Genomic DNA, 24,352 nt, shown 5'->3' on the forward strand with positions numbered 1-24,352 from the left:
GCGGGTGTCCTCATCGGCGTACCGCAGAGTACCGGTGCCCGTGGGGCCTTCCGGAGTCAGTCCCTCCGCGCCTTTCGCCAGGGCGTACGACAACGGGACGGGCTAGCCTGAAGCCCACCCCAACGGATAAAGCGGCAGGAACAGGAGGCGGCGGGCATGGCGGCTGGCGCCCCTCGCATCTTCGTCTCGCACCTGGCCGGTGTCGCCGTCTTCGACCCCAACGGCGACCAGGTGGGACGCGTGCGCGACCTCGTCGTCATGCTGCGCGTGGGGCGGCGTCCCCCGCGGCTGCTCGGGCTGGTCGTCGAACTCACCACCCGCCGGCGCATCTTCCTGCCCATGACCCGGGTGACCGGCATCGAGTCCGGCCAGGTCATCACCACCGGCGTGGTGAACGTGCGCCGCTTCGAGCAGCGGCCCACCGAGCGGCTCGTCTTCGGGGAGCTGCTCGACCTCCGCGTCACGCTCGTGGAGTCCGGCGAGGAGGTCACCGTCCTCGACCTCTCCGTGCAGCAGTTGCCGGCCCGCCGGGAATGGGAGGTCGACAAGGTCTTCGTGCGCAAGGGCAAGGGCGGGGCGTTCCGGCGCAGCAAGGGCGAGACACTGACCGTCGAGTGGTCCGCCGTCACCGGGTTCTCCCTGGTGGAACAGGGGCAGGGCGCAGAGAGCCTGCTGGCCACCTTCGAACAGCTGCGGCCCGCCGACCTCGCCAACGTCCTGCACCATCTCTCCGCCAAGCGCCGCGCCGAGGTCGCCGCGGCCCTCGACGACGACCGGCTCGCCGACGTCCTCGAGCAGCTCCCCGAGGACGACCAGATCGAGATCCTCGGCAAGCTGCGCAAGGAGCGCGCCGCCGACGTCCTGGAGGCGATGGACCCGGACGACGCCGCCGACCTGCTCGCCGAGCTGCCGGAGGACGAGAAGGAACGGCTGCTGAGTCTGATGCAGCCCGCCGACGCGGCCGAGATGCGCCGGCTGATGGCGTACGAGGAGAAGACCGCGGGCGGCCTGATGACCACCGAGCCGGTCGTGCTGCGGCCCGACGCGACCGTCGCCGACGCGCTCGCCCAGGTCCGCAATCCGGACCTGTCCCCCGCCCTCGCCGCCCAGGTGTACGTCTGCCGCCCTCCGGACGAGACGCCCACCGGCAAGTACCTGGGAACCGTGCACTTCCAGCGGCTGCTGCGCGATCCGCCGTACACCCTCGTCAGCGCTCTCGTCGACGACGACCTGCAGTCACTGGCACCGGACGCCCCGCTGCCGGTCGTGGCCGGGTTCTTCGCGACCTACGACATGGTCGCGGCGCCCGTGGTCGACGAGTCCGGCTCGCTGCTCGGCGTGGTGACCGTGGACGACGTACTGGACCACATGCTCCCCGATGACTGGCGCGAGACGGAGTTCGACCTGAGCGACGAGGGGGCCGCACATGGCACCTGACCGCGAGAAGACGCCCTCCGGCGCGACCGCCGCCACCCGTGCCCGCCTCCGGCTCGACCAGCCGCAGCCCCGGCGCACCCGGGTCCTGCCGGAGTGGGACCCGGAGGCCTTCGGACGCCTGTCGGAGCGGATCGCCCGCTTCCTGGGGACCGGGCGGTTCATCGTCTGGATGACGTTCGTCATCATCATCTGGCTGGTGTGGAACGTCTCCGCCCCGCACCACCTGCGCTTCGACCCGTATCCGTTCATCTTCCTGACGCTGATGCTGTCCCTGCAGGCCTCCTACGCGGCCCCGCTGATCCTGCTGGCGCAGAACCGCCAGGACGACCGCGACCGGGTCAACCTCGAACAGGACCGCAAGCAGAACGAGCGGTCGATCGCGGACACCGAGTATCTGACCCGGGAGGTCGCCGCGCTGCGCAGCGGGCTCGGCGAAGTGGCCACCCGCGACTGGATCCGCTCCGAGCTCCAGGACCTGATGAGAGAGCTGGAGGAGTACCGGCGTCCCGACGGGCACGTCGTATTCCCGGCGGAACACGCGCGCGGACGTGATGTAGACGACCGCTGACGGGCTTTCCGAGGGCCCCGGCGGGCGCCGTACCATCATGCTTATGGCTACGGAAGACGCGGTGCGCGAAGCACTGGCGACGGTGAACGACCCCGAGATCCAGCGACCCATCACCGAGCTGGGGATGGTCAAATCGGTGGAGATCGGCGCGGACGGAGCGGTCGCGGTCACCGTGTACCTGACGGTCTCCGGCTGCCCCATGCGCGACACGATCACCCAGCGTGTCACCGACGCGGTCTCCCGCGTGGACGGTGTCACCCGGGTCGACGTCACGCTCGACGTGATGAGCGACGAGCAGCGGCGCGAACTGGCGTCCGCCCTGCGCGGCGGCCAGGCCGAACGCGAGGTCCCCTTCGCCAAGCCCGGCAACCTGACCCGGGTGTACGCGGTGGCCTCCGGCAAGGGCGGGGTCGGCAAGTCCTCGGTGACGGTGAACCTGGCGGCGGCGATGGCGGCCGACGGGCTGAAGGTCGGCGTCGTCGACGCCGACATCTACGGCCACAGCGTGCCGCGCATGCTGGGCGTGGACGGCCGTCCCACCCAGGTCGAGAACATGATCATGCCGCCCCAGGCGAACGGCGTGAAGGTCATCTCGATCGGCATGTTCACCCCGGGCAACGCGCCGGTCGTCTGGCGCGGCCCGATGCTGCACCGCGCACTCCAGCAGTTCCTCGCGGACGTGTTCTGGGGCGACCTCGACGTGCTGCTGCTCGACCTGCCGCCCGGCACGGGCGACATCGCGATCTCGGTGGCCCAGCTGATCCCGAACGCCGAGATCCTGGTGGTGACCACCCCGCAGCAGGCGGCCGCCGAGGTGGCGGAGCGGGCAGGCGCCATCGCCGTGCAGACCCACCAGAAGATCGTGGGCGTGGTCGAAAACATGTCCGGGCTGCCCTGCCCGCACTGCGGCGAGATGGTGGACGTCTTCGGCACGGGCGGGGGCCAGACGGTCGCCGACGGCCTCACCCGCACGACCGGTACGACGGTTCCGGTCCTCGGCTCCATCCCCATCGACGTCCGCCTCCGCGAGGGCGGCGACGATGGCAGGCCGGTGGTCCTGACGGACCCGGACTCCCCGGCGGGCTCGGCCCTGCGCTCGATCGCGGGCAAGCTCGGGGGCCGGCAGCGGGGCCTGTCGGGTCTGTCGCTGGGGATCACCCCGAAGAACAAGTTCTGACATCGCACGTCTGCGATCTGCGGCTCCGTCCTTGGTCAACCGTTTGACCAGCGGCGGAGCCGTCGACGTTTGTCAGCGTTGGTTGTCGCTGAGCACCCTCCGACGGCCCCGAGACGGCCCGGGCCGGTCATAAGCCCGCCCAGAACTTGGCGACCCACAACTTGGCGACCCACGCACTGTGCTGCACAGGTGGAGCGCGCCACTGTACGAACGCTGGACGCCATGGGCCGCGTCTGCTCGGCTCTGCCTGGGTCGATGGTTGCGGGACGGCCTACGGGGAACGCCGTCGCGGTGACGGCGCCCCCTTCCCCGGACGTCCGCTAGGCGACGTAGCCGTGGATGTCCTTGATCATCGCGAAGCCCAGTCCGTAGGCGCTCATGCCCCGGCCGTACGCCCCCACGTGCACCCCTGCCTGGGTGGACCCGGCGAGGACCCAGCCGAACTCGGACTCGCGGTAGTGGAACGGCGTGGGCACGCCGTCCACGGGCAGGGACAGGGTGGACCAGGCGGGGCCGACCAGGTCGTCCGCGAGGACCCACGCCGTCTCGGTCTGCTGGTCGAGCCAGTCGTCCCGCAGGCTGTGGTCCAGCTGGCCGGGCCAGGTGAACGACAGCAGGCCCACACCGGCCAGCCAGGCCGCGGAGGAGACCGAGGTGGCCTCCAGCACCCCCGTGCCGTCAGCGCTGCGCCGTACGGGGTTGGCGGCGACCGTCACCACGACCGCGAACCGCTCCTTGTCCTCGGTGGCCTCGTGGCGTACGGAGGGCTCGTCACCGTGCCCGACCGAACCGTGCTCCACGACCCCGTCGGCGGCGGTGCCCACCTGCATCAGCCAGCGCGGGCCCGTGAACGCCTCGTCGAGGCCGTACCACGGGAAGGACGCCTTCAGGTAACCGTCGACCGTGCCCCGGGCGAAGGGGAGCCGCGCTCCGCCCTCCGCGGCGGGCGCCTGCACGTCCACCCGACTCGTCGTCTCCATCTGCCCGGACGCCTCCTCGCTCTCGTCGGACTCGAGCGGCCCGCCCCCCACGGGCGTCGTCGCTCCAAACGGTCCGCACAACAACTGGGCAGCATAGCCACAGCGATCCGAACCGCAGGGAAACGCCCGGCGCGTACGTCCCCTTGGACGTCGCAATACCGCCGCCCGCGCGCCGATCGGTGTATGGCCTGCGTCACGTCGCGACCGGCCGGGCACCGCCGCCGGCGGCGTCCGTGGGTGGCTCAGGTGGCGTCCGCGTCGAACGGCGGGCGCTCGTCGGGGCCCGCCTTCTCGGGCTTCTTCGTCATGTCGACGGTGCCGCCGGCCGGGGACGACGCGGAGGACGGGGACGACGGAGAGTCGGACTCGCGGCCATGCACCGCGTCCGTGACTTCGGCCATCTCCCTCTTCAGGTCGAAGCCGTTGCGGATCTCCTTCAGCCCCAGCTCGTCGTTCTCCATCTGCTTGCGGATGAACGTCTTGGGGTTGAGGTCCTCGAACTCGAAGTCCTTGAACTCGGGGCCCAGCTCGTTGCGGATGTCCTGCTTGGCGCTCTCCGAGAACTCCCGGATCTTCCGGATGGTGCGTGTGACGTCCTGGATCATCTTCGGGAGCTTGTCCGGACCGAAGACGAGCACGGCAAGGACAACGAGCGTCACCAGCTCGAGCGGTCCTATGTCATTGAACACCTGAAGCTCCTTGCGAGGTCCTCGGTCCGCGGCCCTCGGTGGTCGGGCGGGTCTTCCGTGGTCCGGGCCGGATCCACGGTACCCGGCGTTTCCGTCGGATCGGTACCGTGCCGGTCCGTCCGGCCGCGTGTACACGTCGGGTTTTCCGGGATGTTTGCCATGGGGGCGGCTTTCGTGTGTGTCTCCGTCCGGCCGGCGTCAGCTGCCGTTGGCGGAGCCGAGGACAAGCGTGATCGTCCGGGTCCCGCCGTCGCGGACCACGGTGAGCTTCAGACGGTCGCCGGGGCGGTGCGCGCGGGTCTTGACGATCAGTTCCTCCCCGGAGTGGACACGCGCCCCCTCGACCTCCGTGATCACGTCACCGGGTCTGATACCGGCCCTGTCGCCGGGTCCCCCCGGGGTGACCGCGGGGCCGCCGTCGGTGCCCTTGGCGGCGACGCGGGCACCGTCTCCCCCGAAGTCCATGTCGAGCGTCACGCCGATCACGGGGTGGGTGGCCCTGCCGGTGTTGATCAGCTCCTCGGCGACGCGTCGGGCCTGGTTGACGGGGATCGCGAAGCCGAGTCCGATGGAACCCGCCCCGCTGTTTTGGTCGGGGCTGTCGTCGGCCGAGCGGATCGCGGAGTTGATGCCGACGACCCGGCCCCGGGCGTCGAGAAGGGGGCCGCCGGAGTTGTCGGGGTTGATCGGGGCGTCGGTCTGCAGGGCGTCCACATACGACACATCGCTGCCGTCGCCCTTCTCACCGCCCGCCGTGATGGGCCGTTCCTTGGCGCTTATGATCCCGGAGGTGACCGTGCCGGCGAGGTCGAAGGGCGCGCCGATGGCCACGACCGGGTCGCCGACCTGGACGTTGTCGGAGTTGCCGAGGGGCAGGGGGTTCAGGCCCCGGACACCGCCGACCCTGACGACGGCGAGGTCGTAGCCGGTGTCGCGGCCGACGACGGTGGCCTTGGCGGTTTCGCCGCCGTTGAACGTCACCGATATCTCGCCGTTCGCCCCCGCGGGCTGGACGACGTGGTTGTTGGTCAGGATGTGTCCGCGGCGGTCGAGGACGAACCCGGTGCCGGTGTCCTCGGTGCCGTTGCCCTTGACATGCAGGGTCACGACGCTGGGCAGCGCGCGGGCGGCGATCCCGGCGACGCTGTCCGGGGCTCGCCCCGTGGGCTCCTTCCCGGCCTGCGGCAACCGGACGTCCCCCGGCAGGCCGCCGCCCAGCTCCAGCGCGGCGCCGACGGCACCGCCGACCCCTCCGGAGACGAGCGCGATCAGTACGGCCCCGAGCACGAGCCTCCCCCGGAGCCGACCGCTCCGCGGCTCCCGGGCGGCGACGCGGGCACCGTTCTGCTGGAAGGGGGCCCGTGGCGCCCAGGGATCGTAGTGCTGCCAGGGGGTGTGTCCGCCGTGGGCGGGAGGCGCTGCCGGGTGCCCGACCGGCGGGGCGGGAGACGCTGCGGGGTGCCCGACCGACGGGGCCGGGTGCCCCACGGGCGGGGCCGGATGCCCGACGGGCGGGGCCGGAGGCGCTGCCGGATGCCCGACCGGCGGGGCAGGGGCCCAGGGGCCCGGTGTGCCGTAGGGCGGGGTGTCGTAGGGGTCGGGGTCGTGAAGGGGCCGCGGGCGGTCGGCGGGGGCGTCGGCGCTCGCCTCGGGGTCCGGGCCTCCGGCGGGCTCCTCGGCGCCGGGGACACCGCCGATGAGCCCGGCGGACACCGCACCGGAATCCGACGGCCCGGACGAGGTGCCGGGCGACGTGGCGGGCGGCACGGCCGCCGTCGGGCGCTCCGGTCCGAAGTCCCCTTCGGCGCAGGCTTCGCCGCGCGTCCGGGCGTCGACGGGCGGGCTCAGCTCGTAGTCACCGCCGGAGCCGCCGTCCGAGGCCCCGGACCGAATGCCCGCGCCGTCCCGCCCCTCGGGCGTCTCCTGCTCGGCGCCGCCCGCAGGGTCCGGCCTCTCCTCGCTCATGCTCTCCCCACACCCGGCCCCGGCACGACGGCGCCGACGGTCGCCGCTCGATCGTCGATTCCGCGCCCGGGACGCTTCCGCGGGCGCGGTCCGGCACGGATTCAACCAGGTTCGCGGGCCGGCGCGCAGATGCCCGGTTCAGTGGGCCATGTAGGGAAAGGACGAGGAGGGCGGGCCGCCGGACGAGGCCGGCTTCGGCGCCATGAGCAGTCCGGGAGCCGTGATCCCCGGGGCGGGCGACCAGGGCCTCAGCGTGAGCGGCGGTGCGGTCTCGGTGAGTGGGCGTATCAGTGGGGACATCGCGGCGGCCCCGGCCACCACGGGAGCCGTCAGGGCGCGGATCTCCGAGGCGTCCGGTACCTGCCGAGTGGGTCCCCCGGGCAGCAGCGGGGCCGACGCCATCGTCGACGCGACGGGTGCCTGGCGCAGCGCCCGCTGCCCGAGCAGCGGTCCGACGCCCCGCCGTCGGGGAGTGTCGGGCGTCGTCGGGCCGCCCGTGCCCGGCGAACGCATCGGGATCACATTGCTTCCGGTGCCCGATCCGCGCGCCTCCGCGCCCGTGTCGGTCACGACACCCGTCGACACCCCGCCGAGCGCGATCGCGGCCAGCGACACGGCGCCCGCGGCGACGAACGCGAACCGCCGCCCCCGGGAGGCCGCGCGATCGGCGTCATGGCGGCCGACGTGATGGATGCGGAACCCCCGGTCCGCGGAAAGCGCCTGGCCCTCGGACGGGGACAGCGCCGTTGCGTGCGGCCCCGCCGGAACGTAGCCGAAGGGCTCACCCCTCACTCCGAAGACGCCCGGCGCAGGGGGAAGGCCGGCGGCCGACGGCATTCCTCTGCCGAGACCACCCCCGCCGAACGGCGTGCCACCGCCGTCGACGTCACCTCCCGGCAGGCCCTGAAGGCGGGCCAGGAAGCTTTCGGAGGGCGGCGGCGGGGCCGCCTCCGCGAAGACGTTCTTCAGCCGGCGCTGGGCGTCGGCCTCTGCCTTGCACTTCGCGCATGTGGCCAGATGGGCCAGCACGCGTTCGCGCGTCTCATGACCGAGCTCTCCGTCGATGAGGGCGGAGAGTCGGTCCCCCAGGTGCTGCTCTGCCGGTGTGGGGCGACGGGATCCACTCACGCGGTCGCGCCCCCTCCCCCCAGCGCGGGCACACGGGCCATGAAGGTACGCCGCTCGGCCCGGGCCTCGGGAGAGCGGTGCGCCAGCGCCTTGCGCAGCTGCGAGCGGCCGCGGTGGATACGGGACCGGACCGTGCCGAGCTTGACGCCCAGGGTCGCGGCGATCTCCTCGTAGGACAGTCCTTCGATGTCGCACAGGACGACGGCGGCACGGAACTCGGGCGCGAGGGTGTCCAGGGCCTGCTGGACGTCCGCGTCGAAGTGGGCGTCGTTGAAGGCCTGCTGCGGGGTGGGCTCCCGGCTGGCGAGCCGCTCGGCCGCGTCCTCGCCGAGCGCGTCGAAGCGGATGCGCTGCTTACGGCGGACCATGTCCAGGAAGAGGTTCGTGGTGATGCGGTGCAGCCAGCCCTCGAAGGTGCCGGGTGTGTAGGACGACAGGGAGCGGAAGACCCGGACGAAGACTTCCTGTGTCAGGTCCTCGGCGTCGTGCTGGTTTCCGGTCAGGCGGTACGCCAGGCGGTAGACCCGGCCGCTGTGCGTGCTGACGATCTCCTCCCAGGTGGGCGGAGTCCACGCCTGCGAGTCCGCGTCGGTGGCGAAGGTCGCGGTCTGCGCGGTCTCGGCAGCGTGGTGCGTGTCAGCGATGTCGGTCACGGATTTCGGCTCACCCGGTGACCTGAGGAAGCGCCGCAGCACTCCTCCCCGATCCACAGGCGCAGCCGCACCTCCCCTGTCGGCTCTGGTGGTGTCCAGTGGAGCCCCTACCATAGCCACCTCGCCCGTTAGCTCCGGATAAGCGGTTTTGAGAGAATTTGATCTGCGCTGATGCGGCCGCGTCAGCACCTGCTCGACGCCCAGGTCCACCGGATGTCCCCCGTCCTTCCCCCGCTGCTCTTCCCACCCTTCCAAACGCCTGGTCCCATCTGCGGGTTCCCGGGGCCAACGGATACAGTCACGCCCAGGCAATCACGGGGACAGGAGAGGGTCATTACCGGCAACCGGCAGACGAGCTGGGCGTTCGCCGACGCCTATGTCGCCGAGGACGACGCGCTGCGCTGGGCCCGCGACCGGGCCCGTGACGCGGGGCTGCGCTCGGTCTCGCCCGGCACGGGCGCCGCGCTGCGCCTGCTCGCCGCCACCGTGGACGCCAAGGCCGTGGCGGAGATCGGTACCGGATGCGGCGTCTCGGGGATCCATCTGCTGCACGGCATGCGGCCGGACGGCGTGCTCACCACGGTGGACCCGGAGCCGGAGCACCAGCAGTTCGCCCGCCAGGCGTTCCGTGCCTGCGGCTTCGCCAGCAACCGCGCCCGGTTCATCCCGGGCCGCGCCCTGGACGTGCTGCCACGGCTGGCGGACGCCGGCTACGACCTCGTCTTCTGCGACGGCGACCGGCTCGAGGTGCTCGACTATCTCGCTGAATCGTTGCGCCTGCTGCGGCCGGGCGGCCTCGTCGTCTTCGAGGGTGTCCTCGCCAACGGCCGCACGGTGGACTCGGGGCCCCAGCCCACCGAGGTGCTGCGGCTGCGGGAGCTGCTGCGCACGGTCCGCGAGAGCCCGGACCTGGTGCCCTCACTGCTCCCGGTGGGTGACGGACTGCTGTGCGCCGTCAAGCGCTGAGCGGGGTGTGCGCGCCGAAGGACGCGCCGAGGGCGAGCCGGGCCAAAAAGCAGTCCCCGGCACCGCGTACGATGCCGGGGCAGCCGAAAATCGGGGTCGCTTTCCGCGTCAGCCGACGACCTTTTTGAGGGCGTCGCCGAGTGCGTCGGCCTCGTCAGGGGTCAGCTCGACGACGAGCCGACCGCCGCCTTCGAGCGGAACGCGCATGACGATGCCCCGCCCCTCCTTGGTCACCTCGAGCGGGCCGTCGCCCGTCCGCGGCTTCATGGCCGCCATGCTCGTTCCCCTTCCTGAAACCAGCTCATCGTCAGCCGACGGCCCCTTTGAAAGGGCACGCGACCCCTTGGGGGACACGCGACACCGGCATCGAACACATTGCTTCCCAGCCATTATCCCGCATGTCCGGACCCGATGACCAACATGAGTCGGCATCGCTTGAGCAACACGCCCGACCAAAACCACTCAATTCGGCGATGTGGCTGTGATACTGCGCCATCGCACGGAGCTCCGCCGACCTGATGCGATCGGGCATTGTTTGACGCAGGTCACACACCGCGTCCGGGCGGCGGCGGATGATCTCCGCCATGCTGTCCTTCGGACGCAAGGGCGTACCGACCGGTACGACGGAGCCGCGACCCCGGAGGGGACCACCATGGCCGACACCGTGCTCTACGAGGTGAGCGACGGACTCGCGACGATCACGCTGAACCGTCCCGAGGCGATGAACGCGATGAACATCGAGGCGAAGGCCGCCCTGCGGGACGCGGCGCAGGAGGCGGCGGCCGACGCGGCCGTGCGCGCGATCCTGCTCACCGCGGCCGGGGAGCGGGCGTTCTGCGTGGGCCAGGACCTCAAGGAGCACATCGGGCTGCTCCAGGCGCAGGACGCGGGCTCGGACGCCGGGGTGATGAGCACCGTCCGTGAGCACTACAACCCCATCGTGCGGGCGCTCACGGGCGCGGCGAAGCCGGTGGTCGCCGCGGTGAACGGGGTCGCGGCCGGCGCCGGCTTCGGTTTCGCCCTGGCCGCGGACTACCGGATCGTCGCGGACACCGCGGCCTTCAACACCTCCTTCGCGGGCGTCGCGCTCACCGCGGACTCGGGGATCTCCTGGACGCTGCCGCGGGTCGTCGGCCCCTCCCGCGCCGCGGACCTGCTGCTCTTCCCGCGCAGCATCAGCGCCCAGCAGGCGTTCGAGTGGGGCATCGCGAACCGGCTGGTCCCGCAGGCCGACCTGCGCGCCGAGGCCGAGAAGACCGCCCGCTCCCTGGCCGAGGGGCCGACGCTGGCGTACGCCGCTTTGAAGGAGTCCCTCGCCTACGGGCTCTCCCACTCCCTGGACGAGGCCCTGGAGAAGGAGGACGAACTGCAGACACGCGCGGGAGCGTCGGAGGACCACAGGATCGCGGTGCGGGCGTTCGTGAACAAGGAGAAGCCCGCCTATCTGGGCCGCTGAGGGCGCCTGCGCGCGACGGCGGTGCCGGTGCGCGCCCCTGGTCAGCCGCTGCGGGCGGCGCAGTCTGCCAGATGGTCGTCGACCAGTCCGCACGCCTGCATCAGCGCGTACGCCGTCGTCGGGCCGACGAAACGGATACCGCGCTTCTTCAGGGCCTTGGACAGGGCCGTCGACTCGGCCGTGACCGCCGGGACGTCGGCCAGGGTCCTGGGGGCGGGGCGGGAGGCCCTGTCGGGGGCGTAGGACCAGATCAGCCCGTCGAGCTCGCCGGGGGCCCACTCGGCGAGCACGCGCGCGTTGGCGAGCGTCGCCTCTATCTTGGCGCGATTGCGGATGATGCCCGAATCGGCGAGCAGGCGCTCCTGGTCGGCCTCGGTGAAGCCGGCCACCTTGGCGATCCTGAAGTCGGCGAAGGCGGCCCGGAAGCCCTCGCGGCGGCGCAGGATCGTGATCCACGACAGGCCCGACTGGAAGGCTTCGAGGCTCAGCCGCTCGTACAGCGCGTCGTCGCCGTGGACCGTGCGGCCCCACTCCTCGTCGTGGTAGGCCACGTATTCCTCGGCGGACAGGGCCCATGGGCAGCGCAGCACCCCGTCGGGTCCGGCGACGGCCGCGTGGCTCACTGCTGGTCCCCCTCGACCGGCCGGCCGTGGGCGGGGCCGGACGTGCGGGCCCCGGCGAGCGCGGCCTCCAGGCCGGCGATGCGGGCGTCCCGCTCGGCGATCTCGGCGCCGAGCCGGCCCAGGGCGTCGTCCACGTCCGCCATGCGGTAGCCGCGGAGAGCGAGCGGGAAGCGCAGTGCGTCCACGTCCGCGCGGCCCACCGGGCGGTCCGGCGGCAGCGGGTCGTCGAGCCGCTCGGGCGCCGCCTCCGGCAGAGGTGCGCTCTCGCCGCCGCCCACCACGGCGAGCGTCACCGCGGCGACCACGACGGCGAGCGCGACGACCAGGAAAAAGAACATGAGCATCACTGAGGTCCCCACGCTCGGTGCCGGCGCGGTGCGCGCCGGCGCGGAAGTGCAGCTGTCGAATGTGTCCGGCTCCGATCGTGCCATGCGACGCTGACAATTAAGGTCGCAGGCGGCGAAGGAACGGGACGTACCGGGAGAGGTCACAGCGGATGCTCAGGCTGGGCAGGCGGGAATTCGGCACGCACGAGCCGGTGATCATGGCGATCGTGAACCGGACGCCGGACTCCTTCTACGACCAGGGGGCCACGTTCCGCGACGAGCCCGCCCTCGCGCGCGTGGAGCAGGCGGTGGCGGAGGGGGCCGCGATCATCGACATCGGCGGGGTCAAGGCCGGGCCGGGGGAAGAGGTCACGGCCGAGGAGGAGGCCCGGCGCACGGTCGGTTTCGTCGCCGAGGTGCGGCGCCGCTTCCCCGAGGTGCTGATCAGCGTGGACACCTGGCGCCACGAGGTCGGCGAGGCGGTGTGCGAGGCGGGCGCGGATCTGCTGAACGACGCCTGGGGCGGGGTCGATCCCCGGCTGGCGGAGGTCGCGGCGCGTTACGGGGTGGGTCTGGTCTGCACGCACGCGGGAGGTGCACAGCCGCGGACCCGCCCGCACCGGGTGACGTACGACGACGTCATGGCGGACATCCTGAAGGTGACGCTCGGGCTCGCCGAGCGGGCGGCGGCCCTCGGGGTGCCCCGGGAGTCGATCCTGATCGATCCGGGGCACGACTTCGGGAAGAACACACGGCACAGCCTGGAGGCGACGCGCCGGCTGGACGAGATGGTCGCCACGGGCTGGCCGGTCCTGGTGTCGCTGTCCAACAAGGACTTCGTGGGCGAGACGCTGGAGAAGCCGGTGAAGGAACGGGTCCTGGGAACCCTGGCCACCACGGCGGTGTCGGCGTGGCTGGGGGCCCAGGTGTACCGGGTGCACGAGGTCGCGGAGACGCGGCAGGTGCTGGACATGGTGGCGTCGATCGCCGGTCACCGCCCGCCGGCGGCGGCGCGGCGCGGGCTGGCCTAGCCGGGCGGCACGGGCCGCCGGGCGCCGCGCCGCGTCCGAGGCCCTAGCGCCCCGCCTCCTTGGAGACCAGCGCCACCGCCTCGTCCACGTCGTCCGTCAGGTGGAACAGCAGCAGGTCCTTCTCGGCGGCCTTGCCCTGGGCCACCAGGGTGTTCTTCAGCCAGTCCACCAGGCCGCCCCAGTACGAGGTGCCGTACAGGACGATCGGGAAGCGGGTCACCTTCTGGGTCTGCACCAGGGTGAGGGCCTCGAAGAACTCGTCCAGCGTGCCGAGTCCGCCGGGCAGGACCACGAAGCCCTGCGCGTACTTCACGAACATCATCTTCCGGACGAAGAAGTAGCGGAAGTTCAGACCGATGTCGACGTACGGGTTCAGCCCCTGCTCGAAAGGCAGCTCGATGCCGAGGCCGACCGAGATCCCCTTGGCCTCGCACGCGCCCTTGTTCGCCGCCTCCATCGCGCCGGGGCCGCCGCCGGTGATCACCGCCCAGCCGGCCTCCACCAGGCCGCGTCCGAGCCGCACGCCCGCCTCGTACTCCGGCGAGTCCACCGGCGTTCGCGCGGAGCCGAAAACGCTGATGGCGGGAGGGAGTTCCGCCAGCGTTCCGAACCCTTCGATGAACTCCGACTGGATGCGCAGGACGCGCCAGGGGTCGGTGTGCACCCAGTCGTTGGGGGCGCGCTCGTCCAGCAGCCGCTGATCCGTGGTGCTCTTCGTCACCTGGTCCCGTCTGCGCAGCACGGGACCGAGCCGCTGCTCGTCCGGCGGCACCTTCTTGCCCTGTGGGTTGCCAGTGGGCATCTGCGCTCCCTCCGCATCGGGGCCTCCCCTGCCCGTCGGGGTCCCCCGGCGCGGGGGAAGCCGGGAGCCGGGGGAGGACGGAGCTCGGGAGGGTCGTACCACCCCAGCGTAGATCCACGCGGGTTACGGACGGGGGACGTGTGCATGTCCGCCATGGGCCACAGCACCGGGCCGCGGGGCCGCCACCGGTCAGGACGTCAGCCAGGACCGCAGGCGCTCCTCCCCGGCGAGGATCTTCGCCGTCTCCACCCGTTCGTCCCGCTTGTGCGCCAAGTGCGGGTTGCCGGGGCCGTAGTTGACGGCCGGGACGCCGAGCGCGCTGAAACGGGAGACGTCCGTCCAGCCGTACTTGGGCCGAGGGGTGCCCCCGACCGCCTCGATGAACGCCGCCGCGGCCGGGTGGGAGAGGCCGGGGAGCGCGCCGCCGCTGTGATCGGTCACGACGAACTCGTCCACCCCGCAGTCCGCGAACACCTCGCGGACGTGCGCGATCGCCTCCTCCTCGCTCCGGTCCGGCGCATAGCGGAAATTGACCGTGACCACGCACTCGTCCGGGATCACGTTCCCGGCCACTCCGCCCGAGACGCCCACCGCGTTCAGGCCCTCCCGGTACTCCAGGCCGCCGATCACCGGGTAGCGCGGCTCGTACGCGGCCAGCCGGGCGAGGATGGGGGCCGCCGCGTGGATCGCGTTGGAGCCCATCCAGCCGCGCGCCGAGTGCGCGCGCTCGCCCCTGGTCTTCAGCTGGACCCGCAGCGTCCCCTGGCAACCGCCCTCGACCTCGCCGTCCGAGGGCTCCAGCAGCACCGCGAAGTCCCCTTCCAGCCACTCGGGGTGGGCCTCGGCCACATGCTTCAGACCGTTCAGATCCGCCTCGACCTCTTCGTTGTCGTAGAAGACGAACGTGAGGTCCCGGTTGGGCTCGGGGACGGTCGCCGCGATCCGGAGCTGGACCGCGACGCCCGACTTCATGTCGCAGGTGCCGCAGCCCCACAGCACCCCGTTCCCGTCCAGGCGGGAGGGCATGTTGCCGGCGATGGGGACCGTGTCGATGTGGCCCGCCAGGACGACGCGCTCGGGACGTCCCAGGTGGGTCCGGGCCACCACGTTGTTGCCGTACCGGTCGACCGTCAGATGCGGCAGCGTGCGCAGTGCCGTCTCGATGGCGTCCGCGAGGGGCTTCTCGGTTCCGCTCACGGAGGGGAAGTCGACGAGCCGCGCGGTGAGCCGCGCGGCGTCCAGCGTGAGGTCAAGCGGTGTATCGGCCATGGCACCGACCCTAGCGCGCCGGACTGTGCGCCCCCTTCCAACCGAGTTGTCCACAGCCTCGGACAAGGCCCTTGAACGCCTCCAGTACCTTGTACGCGTGCCAGAGCCGTCCCCTCAACCCAAGCGCCGTGGCCGCCTTCTCCGTTTCGGGGCGGCCCTCGTGGTCCTGCTCTCCGTCGCGGGCTATCTCGCCGTCCAGTACCTCACGGGCTCGGCGACGCCGAGATGCCAGGTGGTCTCCAGCAAGGACGACGGGGCGTCGTACGAGTTCACGCCCGAACAGGCGGTCAACGCGGCGACGATCTCCGCCGTCGGCACCACGCGCGGCCTGCCCGAGCGCGCGGTGACCATCGCGCTCGCGACCGCGCTCCAGGAGTCGGGCCTGCACAACATCGAGCACGGCGACCGGGATTCCCTCGGCCTGTTCCAGCAGCGCCCCTCGCAGGGCTGGGGCACCGAGAGACAGATCATGGACCCGACGTATGCCGCGACCGTGTTCTACGACCATCTGGCCAAGGTGCCGGACTACACCCGGCTGCCGCTGACCGTCGCCGCGCAGCGCGTGCAGCGCAGCGGCTATCCGGAGGCCTACGCGAAGCACGAGCCGGACGCCGCGCTGCTCGCCGACGCACTGACCGGGCGGTCGGCGGCCACGCTGACCTGCCAGGGGCGTCCCGCCCCGGCCGGCACCGGCGGCCCGGACGCGGTACGGGCCGCGCTCGTACGGGACTTCGGGCGTGATGTGCTGCAGACGGCCGGCGCGGAGGTGGGCACCCACACCTCGTCCCCGGCCGCGTCCCCCACGGCCACGGACACGGCGAAGCCGGGCGCCGGCACGCTGACGATCCCGGTGCCCCGGAAGTCCACCGCCTCGGGCACGGCCCGCGAGCGCGGCTGGGAGCTGGCGCACTGGGCCGTGGCCAACTCCTCGGCGCTGCACATCGCGCGTGTCTCCTTCGCGGGCCGGGAGTGGTCGCGGGGCGGGTTCGCCGACGAGTGGCGCAGGACCGGGGGCTCCGGCGCGCAGGACTCCGCCGACCGGGTCCGGATCGTCACCGGGGAGTAGTCCGGCCGCCCGTACGAGCCCTCACCCCTCCGGGTCATGCGCGGCGCGTCTCGTCGACGGCGGCGCGCCACCGTGCGCGCCGCCGTCGCCGAACGGGCGGAATCCCTTGGGAACACCGGGCTGTAAGGATTCGGCAGACTCTCGGGCCCGGTTGCCGTTTGCCCGATTTCCTCCCCACCCGATAATGCGACGCATTACCAACTCTTTGCATCGGCGCACCGCAACCTTCGGGGGCTTCGAGCGGTAGTCACTGCGTCCGAGCCCGGGACGATCAACTTCCGGGCACGGTCGCACACTTCACCGTTCTCTCCCGTCTAAGGAGCATCATGTCCCTCCCCCTGACCCGCCGGATCGCCCGTGCAGCGCTGCTCGTCGCAGCGGGAGCGGCGCCCGTGGTCGGTGCGGCCGGCTCCGCCAGCGCGGCGACGGCCGGCCTCCCGGCCACCCCCGACCTCGGTGGGCTCACCGCCCTGGACCACACGCAGGTCGGCCCCGCCGTCGACGGCGCGACCCATCAGGTCGACGGTGCCGCCCAGAAGGTGACCGGACTCGCGGGTGACACGGGCGGCCAGGTGGTCAAGACCGGCGGCCAGGCGGTCAAGAAGGCGGTACCGACGGCGGCCAGGACCGTGGGGTCGGCCGGCAAGAAGGCGACGCCGCTCGCGCAGAAGGCCGCCGGGGACGCGGCCGGGCAGGCCGGCGGGCTGGTCGGCGAGGCCGCCAGGAGCGGGCTGCCCGGGCAGCCGCTTCCGGTGCAGGGGCTGCCGCTGCGCGGCTGATCCCCGACCGCGAACGCGGAGGGGTCCGGGGAACGCTCCCTGGACCCCTCCGCGCGTTCAGGTCCGGCCTCTGGGCAACGACCGGCGCGGCGCTCACGCCAGCCGCTGCACCGCCGCCCGTATCCGTTCGTCCGTCGCCGTCAGGGCGACCCGCACGAACCTCTCGCCCGCGGGGCCGTAGAAGTCGCCCGGCGCGACCAGGATGCCCAGACCGGCCAGGTGGGAGACCGTCTCCCAGCATGACTCGTCCCGGGTCGCCCACAGGTAGAGGCTCGCCTCGCTGTGCTCGATCCGGAAGCCGTGCCCGAGAAGGGCCTCACGCAGGGCCGTGCGCCGGGCCGCGTAGCGCTCGCGCTGCTCGCGGACGTGCGTGTCGTCGCCCAGCGCCGCCACCACCGCCGCCTGCGTGGGCGCCGGCGTCATCATGCCGCCGTGCTTGCGGATCTCCAGGAGCGGGCCCAGGACCTCGGGGTCGCCCGCCAGGAACGCCGCCCGGTAGCCCGCCAGATTCGACCGCTTCGACAGCGAGTGGACGGCGACGATGCCCTCGTAGGAGCCGCCGCAGACGTCCGGGTGGAGCACCGAGACGGGGTCGGCCTCCCAGCCCAGTTCCAGGTAGCACTCGTCGGAGAAGACCAGGACGCCGTGCTCCCGCGCCCAGGCGACGATGCGGGTCAGCTCCTCCTTGCCCAGCACCCTGCCCGTGGGGTTCGACGGGGAGTTGAGCCACAGGAGCTTCAGCCGCGCCGGGTCCAGCTCGGTCGGGTCGTCGTAGACCACGTGCTCCGCGCGGGCCAGACGGGCGCCGACCTCGTAGGTCGGGTACGCCAGGCGGGGATAGGCGACGGTGTCGCCGGGGCCGAGGCCCAGCTGGGTCGGGAGCCAGGCGACCAGCTCCTTGGAGCCGACGACGGGCAGGACGTGCCGGTGGGTCACGCCGCGGGCGCCGAGACGGCGCTCCACCCATCCCGTGATCGCGTCCCGCAGCTCGGGCGTGCCCCAGACGGTCGGGTAGCCCGGGGAGTCCGCCGCCGCGACCAGCGCTTTCTGGATCAGCTCGGGGACCGGGTCGACCGGGGTGCCGACGGACAGGTCGACGATCCCGCCCGGGTGCGCGGCGGCCGTCTTCTTGTACGGCTCGAGCTTGTCCCAGGGGAAGGTCGGAAGGCGGTGGATGACGGCGGACAACGGGATCGGCTCACTTTCTGCTCTGACAGGCACCCCCTACGAGCGTAGGCGGGCACCAAACGCCTCGGTCCCGTGCGGCGACGGTGAGCGCCGTACGGGACCGAGACGGCACGGTTGTGCCCTCGCCTACTGGTTCATCGGGGGCAGCGCCGCGATGAAGGGGTGGTCGCGCTCGATCAGCCCCAGCTTGCTGGCCCCACCGGGCGAGCCGAGCTCGTCGAAGAACTCGACGTTCGCCTTGTAGTAGTCCTTCCACTCCTCGGGAGTGTCATCCTCGTAGAAGATCGCCTCGACCGGGCACACCGGCTCGCAGGCTCCACAGTCGACGCATTCGTCCGGGTGGATGTACAAGGACCGCTGGCCCTCGTAGATGCAGTCGACCGGGCACTCCTCGATGCACGCCTTGTCCTTGACGTCGACACAAGGCTCTGCGATGACGTAGGTCACGCTGTCGTTCCTCCTCGGTAGGGCGCTGGCGGGCCTCCGTAGGCTCCGCCGCCTGGCGCGCGGGAGCGCGGCGTCGTCGATGCCCGCACCTAGTATCTCCGTTCCTGGGCACGATCCGAACAGGAGGGGCGAACTGACCTGTGGAAATCTCTGCGGGCGGACGGCTCGAGGTCCGAATCACCGCCGCTGACGTGGGGAAACGTGTCTCCGTACGGCGGTGGAGCGAACATGCCGCCGAGGGTGAGAGGTTCACCGACACGGTCGGAGTTCTCACATCATGGGACAACGGTGTGCTACTGATCACACGGCGGGACGGCGAGGGCGTCCGGATCGCGGAATCCTCGCTGGTCGCGGGCAAGATCGTGCCCGAGGCACCGGCCCGGCGGCGGGGCCCCGCGGCGTCCTGGGAGGAGCTGGCGCGGATCTCCGCCCGCTCCTGGCAGCCGTTGGAGCGGGAGCGGCTCGGCGCGTGGGAGCTGCGCGCCGCGGCCGGGTTCACCCGCCGCGCCAACTCGGTGCTGCCGCTCGGCGACCCCGGGCTGCCGCTGGACCGGGCGCTGACCGCCGTACGGCGCTGGTACGCGGCCCGTGGCCTGCCCGCCTATGTGCAGCTCGCGACCGGCGCCGAAGGCGCCCAGGAGTTGCTCTGCGCGGAGCTGGAGACGCGCGGCTGGACGCGGGAGGTGACCGCCGAGCTGTGGACCGGAGGACTGGCGCCGGTCGCGGACCGCGAGACGTCCGGGGTGGAGCTGTCGCGCACGGCCGACGAGACCTGGCTCGCCCGCTACCAGCGAAAGGGGCTGAGCGACGTGGCGCTGAAGGTGCTCGGCAGCGGGCCCTCGGTGTGGTTCGCGACGGTGCCGGGCGCCCACGGCGGCCCTCCGGCGGCCATCGGACGGTGCGTGGTGGACGGGCGATGGGCCGGCTTCGCGGCGGTCGAGGTCGACCCTGAGCAGCGCCGCCGGGGGCTGGCCTCGGCCGTGATGGCCGCGCTGGCCCGGCGGGCCCTCGACGAGGGAGCGTCGGCGGCCTGGCTCCAGGTGGAGACGGACAACGCGGCGGCGCGGGCGCTGTACACACGGCTCGGCTTCGCGGTGCATCATGCCTATCACCACTACCGGGAGCCGGAGGACTTCGGTGGAGCGGGCGCCGGCGGCCCGCGGGTTGCCGGGACCGGTCCGGTGGTATGAGAGGTTTCGAGGCTGCCATGCGTGCCCCCTATCCCCCGGAGCCGGAGCGGGCCGCCGAGGTGCGACGGCGGTTCGGCGACGAGGCGCGCTCCGCGCGGCCCGACCTCGCGACCCTGTGTCTGCTCGTGGGCGCGGCCGCCGACGGGGGGCTGGACGAGGCCGGGATGGACGCGGCGCAGATCGAGCTGGACCGGCTCGCCGGGGAACTGCCGTACGCGCCGGGCGATCCGCGGGCCTGGGCCCTGGCGCTGGCCGACGTCCTCGGCGGGCGGTGCGGGTTCCACGGCTCGGCCGCGGACTACGAGCGCCTGGAGTCCTCGCTGCTGCACGAGGTGCTGCGACGGCGGCGCGGGCTGCCGATCCTGCTGTCGGTGGTGTGGATCGAGGTGGCCCGCAGAGCGGGGGCGCCGGTGTACGGCGTGGCGCTGCCTGGGCACTTCGTCGTGGGGTTCGGGCCCTTGGAGGAGCAGGTGCTGGCCGATCCGTTCGACGGGGGCCGGCTGCTGAGCGCGGCCGACGCCGGCCTGCTGGTGGCCGGCGCGACGGGGGCGGCACTGCATCCCTCGATGCTGACGCCGGCGGATCCGCTCGACGTCGTGCTGCGGGTGCTGAACAACATCCGGGCCTGGGCCGCCGCCCGGCCGGAGCGGTCGGATGTCGCCCTGTGGGCGGTCGAGCTGTCCCTGCTGCTGCCGTCGCATCCGGCGCGGCTGCGGTACGAGCGGGCATCGCTGCTCGTGCAGCGCGGGGACTTTCTGCGGGGGGCCGAGGAGCTGGACGCATACGCCGACGTCGTGGCCGACGTGGACGAGACGGCCGCCGAGCGGGTGCGGGGGCAGGCGCGGGCGGCTCGGGCCCTGCTCAACTGACGGGGCCGCCGGGGCGCCAGGTGCCCGCGGCTACAGCCACCCCTTCTCCCTCGCGATCCGGACCGCCTCCGCCCTGTTGCGGACCGCCAGCTTCTGTATCGCCGTGGAGAGGTAGTTGCGGACCGTGCCCTGGGACAGGTGCAGGGCCGCGGCCAGTTCCGCGTTGGTCGAGCCGTCCGCCGCCGCGCGCAGGACCTCGCGTTCGCGGTCGGTCAGCGGGTTGGCGCCGTCGGCCAGGGCGGCCGCCGCCAGCGTGGGGTCGATGACGCGTTCCCCGGCGAGGACCTTGCGCACCGCCTCGGCGAGTTGGGCCGCGGGGGCGTCCTTCACCAGGAAGGCGTCGGCGCCCGCCTCCATCGCGGAACGCAGATAGCCGGGGCGCCCGAAGGTGGTCAGGACGACCACCTTGAGGTCCGGGAACTCCCGTCGCAGTACCGCCGCCGCCTCGATCCCGGTGGCGCCCGGCATCTCGATGTCCAGCAGTGCCACGTCCACCGCGTGGGCGCGTGCCGCCGCCGGCACCTCGTCCCCGCGGGCGACCTGGACGACGACCTCCATGTCCTCCTCCAGGCCGAGCAGGGCGGCCAGCGCCTCGCGGACCATCGACTGGTCCTCGGCGAGCAGGAGCTTGATCGTGCGGCTCATGACCCGGATCCTACGTCCGCCGCGGTGCCGGCGGGCACGCGTGCCACCAGCCGGAACCCGTGCCTGACGCGGCCCGCCTCCAGCGTCCCGCCGGCCTTCTCCAGCCGCTCGGTCAGGCCCGTCAGACCGTTGCCGGGCCCCTTGCCCGAGCCGCCCGAGCCGTTGTCCTCCACGGAGAGTTCCAGCACCGGCCCGTCCAGGGTCTGCCGGCGGAGCACCTCCACCGTGCAGCGCGAGGCGCCGCTGTGCCGGACGACATTGGTGACCGCCTCGCGCAGCGCCCAGGCCAGGGCGGACTCGCTGTCCTCGGGGACGCCTTCGAGGCCGGTCTCCGCGGGGATGTCCGCGGTGACCGCGGCCGCCGCCAGGGCGACCTGGGCGCCGGCGAGTTCGGCGGCCAGGCGGGGGCGGCGGTAGCCGGTGACCGCCTCGCGCACGTCGACGAGGGCCTGGCGGCTGACCTGCTCGATGTCGGCGACCTGCTGGGCCGCCTTGTCGGGATGGCCGGGGAGCATACGGCCGGCCAGCTCGCTCTTCAGCGTGATCAGGGAGAGCGAGTGGCCGAGCAGGTCGTGCAGATCGCGGGCCAGCCGGAGCCGCTCCTCGTTGGCCGCCAGCTGCGCGACGGTGGCCCGGGCCCTGCGCAGTTCGACGGTCGTCCGGATGAGCTGGACCACGCCGGTCATCGCGAAGCCGATGAGCAGCACCAGGATGACCAGGTCCTGCGCCTCCCGCTCGCCGACGTGCAGCCCGACGAGCAGCATCACACCGGCCGTCCCCGGGATCGCCCAGTAGGCCGCCCTCAGCGGGAGGGTCGCCCCGCAGGCCACGGAGACATAGCAGTAGAGGCCGAACCAGGACGGGCCGAGGGTGAGGCACAGCAGGGTCGCGAGCACACCGAGGAATGCGACCAGGATGATCACGAACCGCGGGGCCAGCGGCGTGCCCATGTTCCGGAAGACCAGCGTCAGATAGACCCCGACGAAGACCGCCAGGCCCAGCCAGCCGCCCACGGTGCCCGCGGTCGTGTGGTGGCCGGAGAGCAGGTCGTGGATCGGCGAGCTGAGGAAGACCAGCCAGACGCCGATCCACAGCAACTTGCGCAGGAGCAGGTCGCGCCCGGTGCGGGGCGGCTGTCCCAACGGGATCATCCGCTCCGCACCGACGGTCTCGGCCCCCGGGCCCTGCGTCATCGTGCTCACGCCTTCAGCGTGTCCTTCCGGTACAGCCAGGCCGCGCCGCCCGCGAACAGGGCGAAGAAGACGACGAGGATGGCGATGTCCTTGGTGTGCGGGGCCTGGCTCTGTTCGATGGCCTGCCCCAGAGCAGCGTACGCGTGCGTGGGCAGCCACTTGGCGATGTCCTGCAACCAGCCCGGGAAGACCGCCGACGGCCACCACAGTCCGCCCAGGATCGACAGACCGAAGTAGGTGATCATGGTGATCGGGCGGACCGCGTCCCCGCTGGCGAGATAGCCGATGGCGACGCCGAGCGCGGCGAAGACGAGGCTGCCGGCCCAGATCGCCCCCGTGAGGGCGAGCCACTGCCAGGCGTCGAGGCGTACGTGCTTCAGGGCGGCGGCGACCGCGAAGACGACGACGATGGACGGCAGGCTGACGACGGCGGCACTGGCGGTCTTGGCCAGCACGTACCCGCGCCCCGGCAGGGTGGTCAGCCTGAGCTGCCGCACCCAGCCGTTCTCGCGCTCCTTGGCGATGCGCTCGCTGTTGCCCATGAGCACGGCGGTCAGGGCGCCGAAGGAGGCCATGGAGACCATCATGTACGTCGGCACGGTCAGACCGCTGCCGGGGATCTTGCTGCCGGCGCTGCCGGAGGTGCTCGAGATGAGCAGGAACAGAGCCGCCGGGTAGATCACCGAGAAGAACAGGAACTTGCGGTTGCGCAGCGCGCGCGAGAGTTCCAGCTTGATCAGGGCGTTCACGACTGTTTGGCCTCCTCGGCCTCGGTGATGGCCACGAACGCCTGCTCGAGTCCGAGCCCGGCGACTTCGAGGTTGCGGGGGTAGACGCCGAGGCCGTACACAGCGTGGACGGTCGCGTCGGCGTCGGTGGACTGGATACGGACGGTGTTTCCCGAGCCGTTCGCGGACACGGTGATCGAGGTCAGGAACGGCAGCGCGCGCAGCGACGCCTCGTCGATCGGTCCCTGGAGGTCGAAGGAGACCCGGCGGGCACCGGCCTTCGCCTTGATCTCGGCGGCGGTGCCGTCGGCGAGGAGCCGTCCGCGGTGCAGCACCAGCACCCGGTCCGCTATCGCGTCGGCCTCTTCGAGATAGTGCGTGGCGAACAGAACCGCGCGGCCCTGGACGGCCTGCTCGCGCATGGTGGCCCAGAAGGCCTGACGGGCGGAGACGTCCATGCCGGTGGTCGGCTCGTCGAGCACGATCAGATCGTTGGCCCCGGCGGTGGCGAGGGCGAAGCGGACGCGCTGGGCCTGCCCGCCGGAGAGCTTGTTGACCTTGCGGTCGGCGATCTGCGTGATGCCCGCGCGGGCGAGCACGTCGGAGACCTCGTACGGCCTCGGGTGCAGCGCAGCGGCCAGCTTGACCAGCTCGGCGACCGTGACTTCGTCCATCAGCCCGCCGCTCTGCAGCATGGCACCGACCCGTCCGGCGACGATGGCCTCGCGCGGACTGGTTCCGAAGACCTGCACGGAGCCGCTGTCCGGCTGCTTGAGCCCGAGCAGCAGGTCCAGGGTGGTGGACTTGCCCGCGCCGTTCGGCCCGAGCAGGGCCACCGTCTCGCCCGGGTGCAGTCGGAGCGTCAGCCCGTCCACGGCCCGTACGTCGCCGTACGCCTTGGTCACCTGATCGAACCCGACCACCGCTCCGGTGTCCGCCTCTGTCGTCGTCATGGACACATCGTGGCGGTGCGGGGATGCCGCCGGGCAGTGCCGGGTGTCGTCACTCCGGCATGACAGATGTCATGGCCGGCACGATGACATGAGGAGGCGTCGGGGCGCCGGGAGAGCGCCCGGGGACAGGGGAGGGGGGGCCCCCGGGACGCGCGGGCCCCCCCACCCCCACGCCCAGCGGGGCCCCCGCGGAGGGTGGGGACGACCCACCCCGCGCGCCGCGG

The 24,352-nt window shown here is 72.4% G+C and carries 26 protein-coding genes; 10 read left to right on the forward strand and 16 right to left on the reverse strand.

The features are described from left to right. Positions 1 to 156: 156 nt before the first annotated feature. Genes LZ604_RS10340 through LZ604_RS10350 form a run of 3 tightly spaced genes read left to right on the forward strand, consistent with a single transcriptional unit; the run spans position 157 to position 3,182 of the window. Entirely contained in the window at positions 157 to 1,437 is a 1,281-nt protein-coding gene (locus LZ604_RS10340; RefSeq protein ID WP_234514302.1) for a magnesium transporter MgtE N-terminal domain-containing protein, read from the forward strand. Then, a complete protein-coding gene (locus LZ604_RS10345; protein WP_234514304.1) occupies positions 1,427 to 2,005 on the forward strand; it encodes a DUF1003 domain-containing protein in 579 nt (192 codons plus the stop codon). Before LZ604_RS10340 ends, LZ604_RS10345 begins: the two co-directional genes overlap by 11 nt. 43 nt (positions 2,006 to 2,048) lie before the next feature. Beyond that, on the forward strand, positions 2,049 to 3,182 hold the full coding sequence (locus LZ604_RS10350; protein ID WP_234514305.1) for an Mrp/NBP35 family ATP-binding protein: 1,134 nt from the start codon (positions 2,049 to 2,051) through the stop codon (positions 3,180 to 3,182). Positions 3,183 to 3,502: 320 nt separating this feature from the next. On the opposite strand, the gene LZ604_RS10355 is transcribed toward LZ604_RS10350, so the two are convergent. The 5 genes from LZ604_RS10355 to sigE form a co-directional block, all read right to left on the reverse strand. Next, positions 3,503 to 4,162, reverse strand: a complete 660-nt coding sequence (locus LZ604_RS10355; protein WP_234514306.1) for a hypothetical protein — start codon at positions 4,160 to 4,162, stop codon at positions 3,503 to 3,505. Positions 4,163 to 4,404: 242 nt separating this feature from the next. After that, positions 4,405 to 4,851, reverse strand: coding sequence for a sec-independent translocase (locus LZ604_RS10360; protein WP_234514307.1), 447 nt, complete (start codon positions 4,849 to 4,851; stop codon positions 4,405 to 4,407). Positions 4,852 to 5,049: 198 nt separating this feature from the next. Next, the gene (locus LZ604_RS10365) at positions 5,050 to 6,816 is read right to left on the reverse strand and encodes a trypsin-like peptidase domain-containing protein (RefSeq protein WP_234514308.1); all 1,767 of its coding nucleotides are present in this window, start codon (positions 6,814 to 6,816) and stop codon (positions 5,050 to 5,052) included. Between the two features lie 138 nt (positions 6,817 to 6,954). Then, the gene (locus LZ604_RS10370; protein ID WP_234514309.1) at positions 6,955 to 7,944 is read right to left on the reverse strand and encodes an anti-sigma factor family protein; all 990 of its coding nucleotides are present in this window, start codon (positions 7,942 to 7,944) and stop codon (positions 6,955 to 6,957) included. Then, positions 7,941 to 8,711 (reverse strand): RNA polymerase sigma factor SigE, encoded by a 771-nt coding sequence (gene sigE, locus LZ604_RS10375; protein WP_234514310.1) that lies wholly within the window; start codon positions 8,709 to 8,711, stop codon positions 7,941 to 7,943. Before sigE ends, LZ604_RS10370 begins: the two co-directional genes overlap by 4 nt. A 57-nt stretch (positions 8,712 to 8,768) precedes the next feature. Here sigE and LZ604_RS10380 point away from each other — a divergent pair, with 57 nt between their 5' ends. Then, positions 8,769 to 9,563, forward strand: coding sequence for an O-methyltransferase (locus LZ604_RS10380; RefSeq protein WP_308283576.1), 795 nt, complete (start codon positions 8,769 to 8,771; stop codon positions 9,561 to 9,563). A 108-nt stretch (positions 9,564 to 9,671) separates the two neighbouring features. Here LZ604_RS10380 and LZ604_RS10385 read toward each other — a convergent pair whose 3' ends face one another. Then, on the reverse strand, positions 9,672 to 9,839 hold the full coding sequence (locus tag LZ604_RS10385) for a DUF3117 domain-containing protein (RefSeq protein WP_003966491.1): 168 nt from the start codon (positions 9,837 to 9,839) through the stop codon (positions 9,672 to 9,674). 376 nt (positions 9,840 to 10,215) lie between these two features. Here LZ604_RS10385 and chcB point away from each other — a divergent pair, with 376 nt between their 5' ends. Next, a complete protein-coding gene (chcB, locus tag LZ604_RS10390) occupies positions 10,216 to 11,019 on the forward strand; it encodes a 2-cyclohexenylcarbonyl CoA isomerase (protein ID WP_234514311.1) in 804 nt (267 codons plus the stop codon). 41 nt (positions 11,020 to 11,060) lie between these two features. Here chcB and LZ604_RS10395 read toward each other — a convergent pair whose 3' ends face one another. Continuing rightward, complete coding sequence (locus LZ604_RS10395; protein ID WP_308283577.1) at positions 11,061 to 11,642, reverse strand: DNA-3-methyladenine glycosylase I; 582 nt, start codon at positions 11,640 to 11,642, stop codon at positions 11,061 to 11,063. Beyond that, positions 11,639 to 11,986, reverse strand: coding sequence for a DivIVA domain-containing protein (locus LZ604_RS10400; RefSeq protein WP_234514312.1), 348 nt, complete (start codon positions 11,984 to 11,986; stop codon positions 11,639 to 11,641). Before LZ604_RS10400 ends, LZ604_RS10395 begins: the two co-directional genes overlap by 4 nt. Before the next feature lie 152 nt (positions 11,987 to 12,138). Between LZ604_RS10400 and folP the strand changes: the two genes are divergently transcribed. Then, positions 12,139 to 12,999, forward strand: a complete 861-nt coding sequence (folP, locus tag LZ604_RS10405) for a dihydropteroate synthase (protein ID WP_234514315.1) — start codon at positions 12,139 to 12,141, stop codon at positions 12,997 to 12,999. Positions 13,000 to 13,042: 43 nt separating this feature from the next. Here the strand turns inward: folP and LZ604_RS10410 are convergent, their stop codons facing one another. Beyond that, positions 13,043 to 13,801 (reverse strand): LOG family protein, encoded by a 759-nt coding sequence (locus LZ604_RS10410; RefSeq protein WP_234514317.1) that lies wholly within the window; start codon positions 13,799 to 13,801, stop codon positions 13,043 to 13,045. A 189-nt stretch (positions 13,802 to 13,990) separates the two neighbouring features. Next, positions 13,991 to 15,070, reverse strand: coding sequence for a succinyl-diaminopimelate desuccinylase (gene dapE / locus LZ604_RS10415; protein ID WP_234514319.1), 1,080 nt, complete (start codon positions 15,068 to 15,070; stop codon positions 13,991 to 13,993). Positions 15,071 to 15,167: 97 nt separating this feature from the next. On the opposite strand from dapE, the gene LZ604_RS10420 reads away from it, so the two are divergent. Both LZ604_RS10420 and LZ604_RS10425 read left to right on the forward strand, forming a co-directional pair. Then, positions 15,168 to 16,136, forward strand: coding sequence for a heavy metal transporter (locus LZ604_RS10420; RefSeq protein WP_234514322.1), 969 nt, complete (start codon positions 15,168 to 15,170; stop codon positions 16,134 to 16,136). 326 nt (positions 16,137 to 16,462) lie between these two features. Further along, entirely contained in the window at positions 16,463 to 16,915 is a 453-nt protein-coding gene (locus LZ604_RS10425) for an ATP-binding protein (protein WP_234514324.1), read from the forward strand. A 93-nt stretch (positions 16,916 to 17,008) separates the two neighbouring features. Here LZ604_RS10425 and LZ604_RS10430 read toward each other — a convergent pair whose 3' ends face one another. Together LZ604_RS10430 and fdxA are read right to left on the reverse strand one after the other, a co-directional pair. Then, on the reverse strand, positions 17,009 to 18,103 hold the full coding sequence (locus tag LZ604_RS10430; RefSeq protein WP_234514376.1) for a bifunctional succinyldiaminopimelate transaminase/glutamate-prephenate aminotransferase: 1,095 nt from the start codon (positions 18,101 to 18,103) through the stop codon (positions 17,009 to 17,011). A 126-nt stretch (positions 18,104 to 18,229) separates the two neighbouring features. Next, positions 18,230 to 18,550 carry a ferredoxin gene (gene fdxA / locus LZ604_RS10435; protein ID WP_043443616.1) on the reverse strand — a complete coding sequence of 107 codons (321 nt, stop codon included), beginning with the start codon at positions 18,548 to 18,550 and terminating at the stop codon, positions 18,230 to 18,232. Between the two features lie 140 nt (positions 18,551 to 18,690). Here fdxA and LZ604_RS10440 point away from each other — a divergent pair, with 140 nt between their 5' ends. Both LZ604_RS10440 and LZ604_RS10445 read left to right on the forward strand, forming a co-directional pair. Beyond that, the gene (locus tag LZ604_RS10440) at positions 18,691 to 19,740 is read left to right on the forward strand and encodes a GNAT family N-acetyltransferase (RefSeq protein WP_234514326.1); all 1,050 of its coding nucleotides are present in this window, start codon (positions 18,691 to 18,693) and stop codon (positions 19,738 to 19,740) included. 17 nt (positions 19,741 to 19,757) lie between these two features. Beyond that, a complete protein-coding gene (locus LZ604_RS10445; protein ID WP_234514327.1) occupies positions 19,758 to 20,609 on the forward strand; it encodes a transglutaminase family protein in 852 nt (283 codons plus the stop codon). A gap of 30 nt (positions 20,610 to 20,639) precedes the next feature. On the opposite strand, the gene LZ604_RS10450 is transcribed toward LZ604_RS10445, so the two are convergent. The 4 genes from LZ604_RS10450 to LZ604_RS10465 are packed head-to-tail and all read right to left on the reverse strand — an operon-like array spanning position 20,640 to position 24,128. Beyond that, complete coding sequence (locus LZ604_RS10450) at positions 20,640 to 21,254, reverse strand: response regulator transcription factor (RefSeq protein WP_234514328.1); 615 nt, start codon at positions 21,252 to 21,254, stop codon at positions 20,640 to 20,642. Further along, positions 21,251 to 22,447 carry a sensor histidine kinase gene (locus tag LZ604_RS10455; protein ID WP_234514378.1) on the reverse strand — a complete coding sequence of 399 codons (1,197 nt, stop codon included), beginning with the start codon at positions 22,445 to 22,447 and terminating at the stop codon, positions 21,251 to 21,253. The genes LZ604_RS10450 and LZ604_RS10455 overlap by 4 nt, the downstream gene beginning before the upstream one ends. Positions 22,448 to 22,452: 5 nt before the next feature. Continuing rightward, a complete protein-coding gene (locus LZ604_RS10460; RefSeq protein WP_234514329.1) occupies positions 22,453 to 23,196 on the reverse strand; it encodes an ABC transporter permease in 744 nt (247 codons plus the stop codon). Further along, positions 23,193 to 24,128, reverse strand: coding sequence for an ABC transporter ATP-binding protein (locus tag LZ604_RS10465; RefSeq protein WP_234514330.1), 936 nt, complete (start codon positions 24,126 to 24,128; stop codon positions 23,193 to 23,195). The genes LZ604_RS10460 and LZ604_RS10465 overlap by 4 nt, the downstream gene beginning before the upstream one ends. Positions 24,129 to 24,352: the final 224 nt, after the last annotated feature.

Origin of the sequence: Streptomyces glomeratus (genome assembly GCF_021462825.1) — a bacterium.
GTDB classification, from domain to species: domain Bacteria; phylum Actinomycetota; class Actinomycetes; order Streptomycetales; family Streptomycetaceae; genus Streptomyces; species Streptomyces glomeratus.

What these genes read in the sequence shown, in the direction of transcription:
- LZ604_RS10340 (WP_234514302.1), top strand. Translation starts at nt 157, where the DNA reads ATGGCGGCTGGCGCCCCTCGCATCTTCGTCTCGCACCTGGCCGGTGTC.
- LZ604_RS10345 (WP_234514304.1), top strand. Translation starts at nt 1,427, where the DNA reads ATGGCACCTGACCGCGAGAAGACGCCCTCCGGCGCGACCGCCGCCACC.
- LZ604_RS10350 (WP_234514305.1), top strand. Translation starts at nt 2,049, where the DNA reads ATGGCTACGGAAGACGCGGTGCGCGAAGCACTGGCGACGGTGAACGAC.
- LZ604_RS10355 (WP_234514306.1), bottom strand. Translation starts at nt 4,162, where the DNA reads ATGGAGACGACGAGTCGGGTGGACGTGCAGGCGCCCGCCGCGGAGGGC.
- LZ604_RS10365 (WP_234514308.1), bottom strand. Translation starts at nt 6,816, where the DNA reads ATGAGCGAGGAGAGGCCGGACCCTGCGGGCGGCGCCGAGCAGGAGACG.
- sigE (WP_234514310.1), bottom strand. Translation starts at nt 8,711, where the DNA reads ATGGTAGGGGCTCCACTGGACACCACCAGAGCCGACAGGGGAGGTGCG.
- LZ604_RS10380 (WP_308283576.1), top strand. Translation starts at nt 8,769, where the DNA reads ATGCGGCCGCGTCAGCACCTGCTCGACGCCCAGGTCCACCGGATGTCC.
- LZ604_RS10385 (WP_003966491.1), bottom strand. Translation starts at nt 9,839, where the DNA reads ATGGCGGCCATGAAGCCGCGGACGGGCGACGGCCCGCTCGAGGTGACC.
- chcB (WP_234514311.1), top strand. Translation starts at nt 10,216, where the DNA reads ATGGCCGACACCGTGCTCTACGAGGTGAGCGACGGACTCGCGACGATC.
- LZ604_RS10400 (WP_234514312.1), bottom strand. Translation starts at nt 11,986, where the DNA reads ATGCTCATGTTCTTTTTCCTGGTCGTCGCGCTCGCCGTCGTGGTCGCC.
- folP (WP_234514315.1), top strand. Translation starts at nt 12,139, where the DNA reads ATGCTCAGGCTGGGCAGGCGGGAATTCGGCACGCACGAGCCGGTGATC.
- LZ604_RS10410 (WP_234514317.1), bottom strand. Translation starts at nt 13,801, where the DNA reads ATGCCCACTGGCAACCCACAGGGCAAGAAGGTGCCGCCGGACGAGCAG.
- dapE (WP_234514319.1), bottom strand. Translation starts at nt 15,070, where the DNA reads ATGGCCGATACACCGCTTGACCTCACGCTGGACGCCGCGCGGCTCACC.
- LZ604_RS10425 (WP_234514324.1), top strand. Translation starts at nt 16,463, where the DNA reads ATGTCCCTCCCCCTGACCCGCCGGATCGCCCGTGCAGCGCTGCTCGTC.
- LZ604_RS10445 (WP_234514327.1), top strand. Translation starts at nt 19,758, where the DNA reads ATGCGTGCCCCCTATCCCCCGGAGCCGGAGCGGGCCGCCGAGGTGCGA.
- LZ604_RS10450 (WP_234514328.1), bottom strand. Translation starts at nt 21,254, where the DNA reads ATGAGCCGCACGATCAAGCTCCTGCTCGCCGAGGACCAGTCGATGGTC.
- LZ604_RS10455 (WP_234514378.1), bottom strand. Translation starts at nt 22,447, where the DNA reads ATGACGCAGGGCCCGGGGGCCGAGACCGTCGGTGCGGAGCGGATGATC.
- LZ604_RS10465 (WP_234514330.1), bottom strand. Translation starts at nt 24,128, where the DNA reads ATGACGACGACAGAGGCGGACACCGGAGCGGTGGTCGGGTTCGATCAG.